A 12,082-nucleotide genomic window follows, 5' to 3' on the forward strand; every position below is an offset into this window, starting at 1 on the left:
ATGCCTCCCTTAGCTGCGCAGATTCAGGATGGTGTCCAGCAAACTGCCCGCGGTATCGATCACCCGCGCATTGGCCGCGTAGAACTGCTGGTAGCGAATCAGATTGGCTGCCTCTTCGTCGAGGTTAACGCCGGACTCGGACTGCTGTACGGCACGAAGCTGGTCGGTCAGCCCTTGGCGCGCTTCCAGATTTACCTGAGTGATATTGGTACGGTTACCGACATCCGATACCAGCGCCCCGTAGGCGCCGCTCAGCGAGGCGCGCCCGCCCACGATGTTTTCTCCCTGAAGGTCCTGAAGCTTGCGCGCGTTACGGTTGTCGCCGCTCGCGGCCTCTTCGCCAGCCGCAATCTTGTCCAAGTCGTTAAAGGCGGTTTCCATACCGGCCCCGGCGCGACGCACGGGCTGAACGTCGAAACGATCGCCGTTAGCGGGCTGGGCGCTAAACTCCATTCGTATGCCGCCGAAGGCGAGCGTGTTGGTAGCGCTATCCCAGCCTTCACTTACATCGACCGCTTGGCCATTGTCCTTGCGGGTAACGCTGGGCTCACCGCTCTCGTCGAATCTGACGGTATAGTCCGTTGCCCGAAGCTCATCAGTAGCCTCAACATCGAAGGCGATGGACGTCACCTCGGCGTCGTTGTTTGGATAGCTGTACGCCTGCGGCTGGCCAATGTTGAAAAAGTCCTGACCGTCCTCGCCGTTGAGATCGATGCCCTGCTTGTGCTGCTCATTGAACGCGACCGATAGCGATACCGCCAGCTGGCCGATCTGGTTCTGCGTCTTGTCCAGCGTTTCAGCGCGAAAACTCATCAAGCCGCCCAGCGAGCCGCCCTTGATGGTGGACTCGTCGAGTTTTATGAGGTTATTGCCTCCGTCGCGATAGCCCACGACGGTGCGCTGAGGATCGCTGTCGGCTTGCACGGCTTCCAGTTTGAAGCTCGATGTCCCCGTGACCAGCGGCTGGCCGTTGGGCAGGCTAACGTTGTACGTCTTGCCGTCCTGAACGTTGAGACGCAGATCCATGCGCTCGTTGAGATCGGACACCAGCTGGTCGCGCTGGTTGAGCAGACCGTTGGGCGCCTGGCCGGTCCGCGCACGGGCCAGCGAGATTTCGCGGTTGAAATCGGCAATTTGCTCGAGGGTGTTATTGATCTGAGTGACTTCGTCGCGCACCTGGTTGTTGACGTTGTTCTGCATGTCCTGCAGATAGCCATCAAAAGAGCGAAACTGTGCGCTCAACGTATCCGCTGCGCCGAGCACGCCCTGACGAGCGGCCGGGTCGGAGGGGGAGCTTGCCAGCGCATCCAACGAGGAGAAGAAGTCCTGAATGAGCGGCGAAAGCCCTGCCTCACGATCCGCCAGAAGATTATCGATCTGGGTGATCTGATTGTTATAGGTTTCCAGCGCGCTCGATTGGGTTTTAGCGTTATTGAGCTGGTTGGCTACGTATGTATTGAACTGACGCTCGATGGCATCCACGCGCACGCCGCCACCCACGCCCGCTTCGCTTAGTTTGGGCAACTCGCGGTTGTAGCCTGGCGTAAACAGGTTGCTGATGTTGTTGCTGGTCGCGCTCAGCGCATTTTGCGCCGCGTTCAGGCCGCTCAGGCCCGTCGAAAACATGCTCATGGTTCAGTCCTCAAGCCGATGCTTCTTTTATCGGCGGCTCGTTAAAAAGCTTTAACGGCGTTAGCGCGCGTCGGCCAAAAATTCCTGCCCAGCCGGTAGCGGCCCCATGGTCTTCATGATGGCAACGAGCTTCTCGGCGTAACGCGGGTCGGTCGCGTAGCCGCCGCTTTGCAGCGCGCGCGCGGCCTGCTCGGCGCTTTGCGCCTCGACCACTCCGGCGTAGCGCGGGTTCTGACCGATCAGGTTGGCGTAGTCGGTGAAGGCGTGCTCGAAGGAGTCATACACGCGGAAGGTATCCACCATGCGCGTGCGCTGTCCGTTGAGATATTCGTGGGTAACGATATCGGTCGTCGCGCCCTGCCAACGGCTGCCCGCCTTGATCCCAAACAGATTGTGGCTGTTGCCACCCTGGTGCGTGGGGATTTCGTGACGCCCCCAGCCGGTTTCCAGCGCCGCCTGGGCCAAAATCAGCTCGGCGGGCACACCGCTTGCCTGACTGGCCGCCTGGGCGGGGCCGGCGAGCGTGGCCATAAACCGCTTTACGTGATCCGGCGCGTTGGCGTTGATGAGGGGCGCGGCGGCATTAGCCGATGTCGGCGAGCGCTCAACGCTCGCCTGCTCCGGTGCAGCCCTGCCCTGGCGAATCGCTTCGAGCTCTCTAAGAAAGCGACCGCTCTCCTGGCCACCGGGGCCAGCGGGCTGTAGCGGGTCGTCGAGTACTCGCGGCGTGCCGCGGGGAATGCCGGCAATCAGCGCCTGAATCTCGTCGTCGTTTTTCCCGCCGCCCTTGATTGCACCCTGGCGGGTAAGCTGCTCGACCAGCACGTCGGCAAGCCCTACGCCCTTCTCGGCGATCACCTGCGACCACTGCTGATCCAGCATCTGCTGGTAGGTGTCGCCGGCACTGCTGTTCAACAGTCCACCAGAAGGCGTCGCGTCGCGCATGCTCTTCATCATCATCTGCACGAACAGCGCCTCGAACTGCTGGGCGGCGCCCTGAGCACCGGCTTCCGGGTCGACACGGGCGTTGTGCTGCAAGCGCTGAAAGCCGCTCATGTCGAAGGCGAGCTGGTTGGACATGCTGGTCATGCTCATCAGATCACCTCGAGCTCGGCGCGCAGCGACCCGGACGCCTTGAGCGCTTCGAGAATCGACATCAAATCCTGGGGTGTGGCGCCGAGTGCGTTCAAGGCGTTGACTACCTCGTTGAGCTGAGCGCCTTCGACGATCTGCAGGAAAGCTTCGCGCTGATTGATGTCGATATCCGCATTGGGTACCACCACGGTCTCGCCCTGGCCCAGCGGCGCGGGCTGGCTGACGCCGAACTGACTATCGATGACGATCGACAGGTTGCCGTGGGCGACCGCGGCCTGGCGCAGCGTCACGGCGCTGTTCATGACCACGGAGCCGGTACGCGAGTTGAGCACCACGCGTGCCGGCGCATCCATCGGGGTGAGCTGAACGTTTTCGACGCGTGCCATGAAGTTGACCCGCAGATTCGCGTCCATTGGCCCGTCGAGCGCGATGACGCCGCCGTTGCGCGCGTAGGCCACCGACTGGCCGAACTCGCTATTGATCGCATTCACCATGAGCTGAGCGGTGCCGAAATCCGGCGTGTTGAGCTGAAGCTCGAGCAAGCCTCCGTTAGCCCCCAAGTTGAGCGGCACTTCGCGCTCAACCAGCGCGCCGTTCGGAATTCGTCCCGCGGCCTGCTGGTTGATTTGCACGCTGCTACCGCCAGCCTGGGCGCCGGCGCCACCGACCAGCATGTTGCCCTGGGCGATGGCGTAGGTGTCGCCGTCGGCGCCCTTGAGCGGCGTCATCAAGAGCGTGCCGCCGCGCAGGCTACGGGCGTTGGCAATCGAAGAAACGACGATATCGAGGCGCTGGCCCGGGCGGGCAAACGGCGGCAGATCCGCGGTCACCATGACGGCGGCAACGTTGCGCAGCTGTAAATTGGTGCCCGGCGGTACGCTCACGCCGAGCTGCGAGAGCATGTTGGTCAGACTTTGGCTGGTGAACGGCGCTTGGGTCGTCTGGTCACCGGTGCTGTCGAGGCCGACCACCAGGCCGTAGCCCACGAGCTGGTTGTCGCGCACACCAGCAAAATTGGCCAGCTCACGTACGCTTTCCGCTTGGGCGCTGCCCGCCAGTACGCAAAAAGCGACCAGCACGACGGCTTTGAGGCGGCGCTTGAGGTTCAATGAAGTCATCATCACTCTCTTCTCGAGCGCCTAGAACGGCGACACGTTGAGGAAGAAGCGCTGCAGCCAGCCCATGTGCTGCGCTTCGTTGATGTAGCCATCGCCCACGTACTCGATGCGCGCATCGGCGACCTGATTGGAAGGAACGGTATTCGCCGCCGTCACCGTTTGTGGATTGACCACGCCGGAGAAACGGATGAACTCGGTCCCCTGATTGATCGCGATCTGCTTTTCGCCACGCACGCGAAGATAGCCGTTGTTGAGCACTTCCAGTACCGAGACGGTGATCGTGCCGGTCATGGTGTTGTTGGCCTGGGTGCTGCCGCTGCCGGCAAAGACGTTGTCGCCGGCGACATCGAAGCCGTAATCTTCCAGAAAGTCGATGATCTCGGGAATCTGAGCGATATCAAGCGAGCCGGAGCCGCTGCGGTTGGCACTCGACTGCGAGTTCTGGCTGGCGCTGACCTGCTCGTTGAGCACGATGGTCAAAATATCGCCGATTGCCCGCGGGCGGCGGTCTTCGAACAGCGGATGGTAGCCGCGCCGCGATTGATAGATCGAGCCGTTGGCCACTGCCGGTGGCCGATCGATGATGTTGATCTGCTCCTGCTCGCCGACCACCGACGCGCGCGGAATCTGCGCGCACCCGGCGGCTAGAAGGATCAACAGCGCCACGGCCAGCTGCGCAAAACGGCGAGAAAGCGCGGTTTTTTTATACATCGAACGCCCTGTGTTCAAGACCGGAATTCCGCAATTACAGCTGGCTCAAGCGCGCCAGCATCTCGTCACTGGTGGAGACCGCGCGGCTGTTGATTTCATAGGCGCGCTGGGTCTGGATCATGTTGACCATCTCCTCCACTACATTGACGTTGGAGGTTTCGACAAAGCCCTGGAAAAGACGCCCGGCGCCGTTGTTACCGGGAATATCCTGGTTCGGCGCGCCGGATGCTCCGGTTTCCAAATAAAGGTTGCCGCCGATGCTCTCGAGTCCCGTCGGGTTAATGAAGGAGGCCACGGTGATCTGGCCGATATCCGCATCCTGAGCGACCCCCGGCTGGCGCACACTCACCGTGCCGTCTTCGCCGATACCGATCGACAGCGCGTTGGGTGGCACGAAGATCGCCGGTTCAAGCGGGTAGCCGTTGGCAGTGACCATCTGGCCGTTTTCGTTGAGCTGAAAGCCACCGTCGCGGGTATAGCCGATCGTGCCGTCGGGTAGTAGCACCTGGAAAAAACCGTCGCCGCTGATGGCTAAATCGCGTGAGTTATCAGTGCGCTCCAGCCCGCCCTGAGTATGCAGGCGCTCGGTGGCCACGGCGCGTACGCCGGTACCGACCTGCATGCCCGAGGGCAGCCGATCCTGAATGTTGTTCTGAGCGCCGGGCTGACGCATGTTCTGATAAAGAAGATCTTCGAATACCGGGCGCGAACGCTTGAACCCGTTAGTGCTGACGTTGGCCAGGTTGTTGGAGATCACGTCGAGCTTGGTCTGCTGCGACTCGAGCCCCGTTTTCGCCGTCCACAACGATTTGATCATGATGGGTATCCTTTAATCGGGCGGCTGGGGTCAGCCTTGAAGTGAAAGCATGCTGTTGGCGCGTTGGGCATTCTCGTCGGCATTGCTGAGCACACGCATCTGCATGTCGTAGCGGCGCTGTACGTCGATCATCGAGACCATCGCCTCCACTGCGCTGACGTTGCTGCCTTCGAGCGCCCCGCTTACCAGCCGCGCCGTCTCATCGGCAGCCAAGACACCGGGCGCTCCCTCGTCATTCAAGGGCGCACGGAAAAGGCCGTCATCTCCACGGGTCAGTGTGGCGACGTCCGGCGTTACCAGCTTGATACGGCCCACATCCACCAGTGCATTGGGCCCCTCTCCGGGCGGAATAGCGCTGATGGTGCCGTCGGCGCCCATGGAGAGCTGCGCCCCCTGGGGTAGCGCGATCGGCCCACCGTCGCCCACGACCGGGCGACCCAGGTTCAAGAGCACGCCGTCACTATCGACCTGCAAATCACCACGCCGGGTATAAGCTTCGGTGCCATCGTCGGTCAATACCGCAAGCCAGGCGCCATCTTGCATGGCGACATCCAGGGTACGCCCGGTTTGCTCGACAGGCCCTTGGGAAAAGTCGCTACCCGGCGTCGTGGCCATCGCTGAAACGCGGGTGTCGAGCGCGCCCGCGCCCAATACGGGTACCGAACGCGCGGCCTGAAGCTGCGCGCGAAACCCGGTGGTGGCAACGTTCGAGAGGTTGTTGCTCATCACCGACTGCTGATCCATCGCGTTTTTGGCACCGCTCATGGCGGTATACAGCATTCTATCCACGCGCTACTCCTCTACTCGGCCCCGCACTTACAGGTTGATGATGGTCTGCAGGAGCTCGTCCTGAGTACTGATGGTCTGCGAGTTCGCCTGGTAGGCGCGCTGGGAGACGATCATGTCGACCAGTTCCTGTGCCAGATCGACATTGGAGTTCTCAGTCGCCCCTGGTTGGAGCAAGCCACGCTGACCCGTTCCTGGCGCGCCGATTAGCTCCTGGCCCGAAGATGACGTGGCACTCCAGAGGTTGTCGCCAATGGGTTGCAAGCCCTCCGGGTTACGAAAGCTCACCAGCGATACCTGGCCTGCCGCACGCGACTGCTCGTTGGAGTAGTTACGTTGTACGGTACCGTCCTGCTGGATGCTGATACCCACCAGCGAGCCCGAGGTGTAACCGTTCTGGGCGATATCATTTACCGTGGAAGTATTGGCAAACTGAGTAGTACCCGCGAAATTGAGATCGATATCCAAATTAGCCAGAATGGTGTTGTTGAACTCACCGCCGTTGATGGCAAGCGCTGCTTCGCCGCCGCCCTGAAGCGTACCGTTCTGGTTGAACGTGAGCGTCGTTAGACCCGGCAGACCGTAGGTTTGTGCATCGCCAGGGCCACCGGACAAGCGCCCATCTACGCGCCAAGCGTTATCGCCGGTTTTTGTGAAATAAAGCGTTAAATTGCGCGCGTTACCCTGAGAGTCGAAAATCGTCGGATTGGAAGAGAAGGTATAGCGATCGGCGCCAATGCCCTCTTCAAGCTCTGCTGCCGTTGGAGCGGCGCCCGTGATAGCGGGCTGGCCACTATTCAGGTTCAACGTCATGTTGAGCTGGCTGGTTGCGCTGGCTTCCAGGTCGCCTGGGTCCACGCTCAAAGGCGCCACATTACCGCCAGACAAAACATTGCCAGCAGCATCAGCCGGATAGCCCATGATCTGCGCACCCTGAGCGTTCACCAGTTCACCCGTCGGCGTCATGGTGAGCTGACCGTTTCGCGAGTAACCGATGCTGCCATTGGACTGCTGAAAACGGAAAAAGCCGTCACCGGAAATCGCCAGGTCGAGATTACGCGATGAGGACTCGATACTGCCCTGACTGAAGTTCTGTAATACGCTTGCGGTACGTACCCCAAGGCCAATCCGGGACTGAGCGTAAACGTCAGCGAACCGCACGTCAGTGCTCTTGAATCCGACGGTTTGCGAGTTGGCGATGTTGTTACCAATGGCGCTGAGTTTTTCGCGCTGGGCGTTCAAACCGCTAAGTGCTTGAGAAAAGCTCATGATGCTCTCCTGCTAATATGAATGTTAAGCGAACGATCAAAGAATCTGCTTGACCTGGTCGAGTCCTACCTGGCCGTAGATAGCGCCCAGATCCAGACGAACGTCACTGCCGCCGTTACCGGGTGACACGCCCTGCACCAGCGCGTAATTCAGCGCGCGCGACTCGAGAAGCTCACCATCGGCATCGGTCGCTCTGAAATTCACCTTGTAAGCGCCATCGGGAACCGCCACGCCCTCGTTGGTCAGACCACCCCAACTAAAGGACTCGACGCCGGCTTTCACCGGACCCAGCTCGCGGGTATATACAACCTCGCCAGACTGGCCGGTGACGGTAGCCACTACCTGCTCGGCGGGTTTGTCGAGCTCGATCCCAAAGGGTGTGGCATAGCTGCCGTTTTCCGCATCGGCACTGACCATGACGTTATTGCCGGGCACCAGTACCGCCTTGTCGATCAGCCCCGCCGCCTGCAGCGCGCGCCCGGCGTCCATCTGTTGGGTAATACCGTTTAACGTATCGTTGAGCTGCTCGATTCCGCTGACGGTATTGATCTGGGCCAGCTGGGAAGTCATCTCCGAGTTATCCATCGGATTCATCGGGTCCTGGTTTTGCAGCTGAGTAATCAACAGCGTCATGAAACTATCGCGCATCTCCTGGGACTGACTGGCGGAGAGATTGGGTCTGCTGCCGTTAGCGCCGTTGATGCTATTGATCACGCTTGAATCGATATTCATGTTTAGCCCTCACCGAGCGAGAGTGTCTGAACCATCATCTGTTTGGTCGTGTTGAAGACTTCGACATTGGCCTGGTACGAACGCGAGGCGGAGATCATGTTGACCATTTCGTGCACCGGCTCGACGTTAGGCTTGGCAACGTATCCATCTTCGTCGGCAGCCGGATGGTTCGGCATATACTCAAGTGGCAGCGGCGACTCGTCTTCGACGACCTCGGTGACGCGTACACCGCCGACACCATAACGGTTGTTTTGGGCCTGGGTTTCGAACATCACCTGCTTGGCGCGGTAGGTTTCACCGTCGGGGCCGGCGATACTGTCGGCGTTGGCCATGTTGCTGGCGGTCACGTTCATCCGCTGCGCTTGGGCGCTAAGCGCTGAGCTTGCGATATCAAAGGCTGAGAACATCGACATCGGGGGTTATCTCTCCTTGCGCCGGATTATTCCGGCTGCATCGCGTTTTTGAGGCCCTGAATGCGGCGGTTCATGATCGTCAGCCCCGCCTGATAGCGAAGGGCATTGTCGGTGAACTGTGAACGCTCCCGGTCCATATCGACGGTGTTACCATCAAGGCTCGGCTGATCGGGCACCCGGTAAAGAAGGTCCGGACTGGTACTTTGCCAAGCGCGCCCCTGCGCCTCGATATGGCGCTCGGAGGTGCGTGCAAGCGCTACCCCACCGCCTTGCTGGGCGGATGCTCCGGTGCTGACCGCCTTTTTTAGCTCGCTGGCGAAGTCGATATCACGCGCCTTGAAGTTGGGCGTGTCGGCATTGGCGATGTTGGCCGCCAGCACGTCGTGGCGCGCCTGGCGAAGGCTAAGCGCGCGCTGGTGAAAGTTGAAGGCGGACTCCAGGTGATCGAACATGCATCCCCCATTGGCGAGGCAAAGATAATTCGGACATTTCTGAGGGTGAATAATAGGGAAGGCAGCATCAGCCTAAAGCATGGAACAAATGCCGTTTACCCCATCATTTCGCATGATTCGAAAAAAGCATTTGAATTAAGCTTTTGGTTACCGGCTACTGTCTGAAGGCCCAGCCACTCTCCTGCTCGAGCGATGACTCACATGCCCTATTCGCCGTCTCTGGCGCGCCCACGGTGGGCCCGCGCGTTAGCGCTTTGCTTGATCGCCGTTCTTTCCATCGTTTGGGGAGGATTGGCCAGAGCGCAGGACCAAGCGCTGGTCGAAACGGTGCAGAACTTTCTCTATCAGCAGGCGCAAACGCTTGGCCAGGAAGTGGTGATCGATGTGGCCCCACCCTCGCCCCACTTGGCGACCTGCATTGCGCCAGAGCCCTTTCTGCCCAATGCAGGCCAGGCGCCTTTAGGGCGCGTGTCGGTGGGGGTGCGCTGCGGCGAAGCGCGCCGGCAGGTACGCTACATGCAGGCTCAGGTCGACGTCATGGGAAGCTACACGGTGGCCGCTCAGGATATCGCGCGCAATACCATGATCACGCCCGCCATGGTGACTCAGCGCCAGGGCAGCCTGGGCGATCTTGCAGGCAACGCATTGACCGACGAAAATGCTATCATTGGCATGGTAACGCAGCGCCCTATCATGAGCGGCGACGCCTTTCAGGCGCACGCGTTAAAGGCACCGGAAATGGTGGAACGCGGCGAGCGCGTCACGGTCATAGCGCAGGGCTCGGGGTTTCGTATTTCACGTGAAGGCGAGGCGCTTGAAGGCGGCGCCCTGAATGCACGGATACGTGTGCGCTTCGATACGCGCGAACTCGTGACCGCCCGCATTACCGGCGATGGCACTGTCACCGTAGATTTTTGAGTCAATGTCTAAAGTCCTCTCCAAGCGCGCCGATACTCTTTATAACGGCATAGAGCCATGGCGTTTAGAGCGCTTCAACGTTGACGATGAGGGCCACACAACGTGAAAATTGATAACCTGAATCCGCTGCTGCGCACCAATCAGACGCAGCAGCGTGACGACACGCAAAAAGTCGGCGGCACACAGTCGTCGCCGGAAGGCAGTACCACTCGCGAGTCCACGCGCTTAAGCCAGATGCACATGGACGACTCCCAGGACATCGATATGGCTCGAGTGGATGATATTCGCGACGCTATACGCGAAGGGCGTCTCGAGATTCGCGCCGACCGTATTGCCGATGGCCTGATCGCTCAGCTCAAAGAGTAATCGCTTATGAGTCTTTCCCGTTTGCTTTTCGATCAGCATCAGCGTCTGGACGAGCTTCTGGAGCTACTCGCCAAAGAGCAGCAGCTGCTGACACAAGGGGATATCGACGGTGAAGCGCTTGCCACGCTCGCCGAGTCCAAGCAAACGGTGTTGGGTGCGTTGGAGCGCATGGAAACTCTGCGTCGCACGACTCAGAACCGTTTGGGTTACGACGATGATGCTAACGGCGCCTTCAAGGCCGCGTCAGATGCCGGCTGTCAGGACAGCTGGGAGCTCTTTCTGGACAAAAGCGAGCGCGCTGGCCGCATGAACGCGTTAACGGGCCAGATGCTCACGGTACGCATGAAGCACAACCAGGACATGTTGAACTACATTCAGCAAATTGCCGAGAAAACGCTTTACCAGCCCAATGGGCGTAACCAGGCACAGTCGAGCCGCCTCAACACCTCTGCCTGATACTTTTTCCTACGCTCCTGTTTTCAAGCCCTCCTTCTCTACGCGCCCGTCAATAGACAAATCCTGTACAAGACGCTTCAATGAGAATGCTCACATTCTACAAGGAAGTGTCGAATGCTCGATCATCTACCTGAAAAGTTTACTGCGGTCATCACCGGCGCCAATGGCGGGATCGGTCACGCGCTGATCAAAGCGCTTCTCGATTCGACCCATGTTGGTAGCATCATTGCCGTTAGCCGCCGCGATACCGATATCGACGATGTGCGCGTTACCTCACTCGCTGCCGATATCACGACTCAATCAGGACTCGATGCGCTGGCCGCCGAGATCGAAGGGCGCCCGCTTCATCTTCTCTTCAATACGGTTGGCGTACTGCACGATGATGGGCACGGCGTTCAGCCGGAAAAGCGGCTGGAGCAGTTCGATGCCGAGGCCTTTGCTCACGTCATGCACGTCAACGCCGCGACCCCGCTCCGACTGTTGTCGGTACTCAACGATTCACTCAAGGGCTCACACCCCACCATCGTGGCCAGCCTGTCAGCACGAGTCGGCTCGATCAGCGACAATGGTTTCGGCGGTTGGTACAGCTATCGTGCCAGCAAGGCCGCGCACAATATGCTGATGAAAACCGCCTCCATCGAACTGGGCCGGCTCAACAAGCAGGCCATCGTTCTCTGCCTGCACCCTGGCACGACCGATACGTCGCTTTCCGAGCCATTTCAGGCACGCGTACCCGAGGATAAACTCTTTACGCCCACTTTCGTCGCCGAAAGCCTTTTGAAGGTCATCGATCAGCGCACGCCCCAAGACACCGGCAGCTTTTGGGATTGGGCTGGAAAGCCCATCGAGTGGTAATAGGGGAAATCAACGGCAGGACTGAATATCTGCATGGTATGCCTTACCTCCAGCAGAAGCAGGCGTTAGCCAGCGATGCGGCGCACCGCGCCTCCGGGGCGGCCGACCGGCTCTCCACCGGCCCTCTCCTTCACGCACAAAAAATCCCCCGCCTCGGGGAGACGGGGGATTTTCGGGATGGGTGCCTGACGATGACCCGACCGGCGTCCCGGCGACCGGCGCCCCGGCGGCCGGCACCCCGGTACCCTCGCACGGGGGTCCTCATACGCCGCTGCCCTTTTCTCGCGCACACAAAAAACCCGGCCAGGGGCCGGGTTCTCTGCACAATAGGTGCCTGACGATAACCTACTCTCGCATGGGGAGACCCCACACTACCATCGGCGCGTTGCGGTTTCACTTCCGAGTTCGGCAAGGGATCGGGTGGTTCACGCAAGCCATGGTCGTCAGGCGTAACTGTCAATG

At 60.1% G+C, this 12,082-nt stretch carries 14 protein-coding genes and 1 rRNA gene; 4 read left to right on the forward strand and 11 right to left on the reverse strand.

The window, feature by feature from the left end; translation table 11 throughout:
- Positions 1 to 9: 9 nt before the first annotated feature.
- The 10 genes from flgK to flgB are packed head-to-tail and all read right to left on the reverse strand — an operon-like array spanning position 10 to position 9,025.
- Positions 10 to 1,632: a flagellar hook-associated protein FlgK gene (flgK, locus tag RN347_RS16495; RefSeq protein WP_311958952.1), complete on the reverse strand. Its 1,623-nt coding sequence runs from the start codon at positions 1,630 to 1,632 to the stop codon at positions 10 to 12.
- Between the two features lie 60 nt (positions 1,633 to 1,692).
- Positions 1,693 to 2,727 (reverse strand): flagellar assembly peptidoglycan hydrolase FlgJ, encoded by a 1,035-nt coding sequence (gene flgJ, locus RN347_RS16500; protein ID WP_311958953.1) that lies wholly within the window; start codon positions 2,725 to 2,727, stop codon positions 1,693 to 1,695.
- Positions 2,727 to 3,845 (reverse strand): flagellar basal body P-ring protein FlgI, encoded by a 1,119-nt coding sequence (locus tag RN347_RS16505; RefSeq protein ID WP_311958954.1) that lies wholly within the window; start codon positions 3,843 to 3,845, stop codon positions 2,727 to 2,729. The genes flgJ and RN347_RS16505 overlap by 1 nt, the downstream gene beginning before the upstream one ends.
- Before the next feature lie 21 nt (positions 3,846 to 3,866).
- Positions 3,867 to 4,556, reverse strand: a complete 690-nt coding sequence (locus tag RN347_RS16510; RefSeq protein WP_263585762.1) for a flagellar basal body L-ring protein FlgH — start codon at positions 4,554 to 4,556, stop codon at positions 3,867 to 3,869.
- A gap of 34 nt (positions 4,557 to 4,590) precedes the next feature.
- Positions 4,591 to 5,373: a flagellar basal-body rod protein FlgG gene (flgG, locus tag RN347_RS16515; protein WP_263585761.1), complete on the reverse strand. Its 783-nt coding sequence runs from the start codon at positions 5,371 to 5,373 to the stop codon at positions 4,591 to 4,593.
- Positions 5,374 to 5,403: 30 nt separating this feature from the next.
- Positions 5,404 to 6,162 (reverse strand): flagellar basal body rod protein FlgF, encoded by a 759-nt coding sequence (locus tag RN347_RS16520; protein ID WP_263585760.1) that lies wholly within the window; start codon positions 6,160 to 6,162, stop codon positions 5,404 to 5,406.
- Positions 6,163 to 6,189: 27 nt separating this feature from the next.
- Entirely contained in the window at positions 6,190 to 7,428 is a 1,239-nt protein-coding gene (gene flgE, locus RN347_RS16525; protein WP_263585759.1) for a flagellar hook protein FlgE, read from the reverse strand.
- 36 nt (positions 7,429 to 7,464) lie between these two features.
- On the reverse strand, positions 7,465 to 8,160 hold the full coding sequence (locus tag RN347_RS16530) for a flagellar hook assembly protein FlgD (RefSeq protein WP_263585758.1): 696 nt from the start codon (positions 8,158 to 8,160) through the stop codon (positions 7,465 to 7,467).
- 2 nt (positions 8,161 to 8,162) lie between these two features.
- Positions 8,163 to 8,573, reverse strand: a complete 411-nt coding sequence (gene flgC / locus RN347_RS16535) for a flagellar basal body rod protein FlgC (RefSeq protein ID WP_263585757.1) — start codon at positions 8,571 to 8,573, stop codon at positions 8,163 to 8,165.
- Positions 8,574 to 8,599: 26 nt separating this feature from the next.
- Positions 8,600 to 9,025, reverse strand: a complete 426-nt coding sequence (gene flgB, locus RN347_RS16540; protein WP_311958955.1) for a flagellar basal body rod protein FlgB — start codon at positions 9,023 to 9,025, stop codon at positions 8,600 to 8,602.
- Positions 9,026 to 9,316: 291 nt separating this feature from the next.
- Here flgB and flgA point away from each other — a divergent pair, with 291 nt between their 5' ends.
- The 4 genes from flgA to RN347_RS16560 all read left to right on the forward strand — a co-directional run bounded on the left by flgA (position 9,317) and on the right by RN347_RS16560 (position 11,620).
- The gene (gene flgA / locus RN347_RS16545) at positions 9,317 to 9,943 is read left to right on the forward strand and encodes a flagellar basal body P-ring formation chaperone FlgA (RefSeq protein ID WP_311958956.1); all 627 of its coding nucleotides are present in this window, start codon (positions 9,317 to 9,319) and stop codon (positions 9,941 to 9,943) included.
- A gap of 102 nt (positions 9,944 to 10,045) precedes the next feature.
- Positions 10,046 to 10,309, forward strand: coding sequence for a flagellar biosynthesis anti-sigma factor FlgM (gene flgM, locus RN347_RS16550; protein WP_311958957.1), 264 nt, complete (start codon positions 10,046 to 10,048; stop codon positions 10,307 to 10,309).
- 6 nt (positions 10,310 to 10,315) lie between these two features.
- The gene (locus tag RN347_RS16555; RefSeq protein ID WP_311958958.1) at positions 10,316 to 10,765 is read left to right on the forward strand and encodes a flagellar protein FlgN; all 450 of its coding nucleotides are present in this window, start codon (positions 10,316 to 10,318) and stop codon (positions 10,763 to 10,765) included.
- A 114-nt stretch (positions 10,766 to 10,879) separates the two neighbouring features.
- Complete coding sequence (locus tag RN347_RS16560; protein ID WP_311958959.1) at positions 10,880 to 11,620, forward strand: SDR family NAD(P)-dependent oxidoreductase; 741 nt, start codon at positions 10,880 to 10,882, stop codon at positions 11,618 to 11,620.
- Between the two features lie 332 nt (positions 11,621 to 11,952).
- On the opposite strand, the gene rrf is transcribed toward RN347_RS16560, so the two are convergent.
- A 5S ribosomal RNA gene (gene rrf, locus RN347_RS16565) occupies positions 11,953 to 12,068 on the reverse strand.
- Positions 12,069 to 12,082 lie beyond the last annotated feature (14 nt).

Origin of the sequence: Halomonas sp. PAMB 3264 (assembly GCF_031954245.1) — a bacterium.
Classification (GTDB): Bacteria; Pseudomonadota; Gammaproteobacteria; order Pseudomonadales; family Halomonadaceae; genus Vreelandella.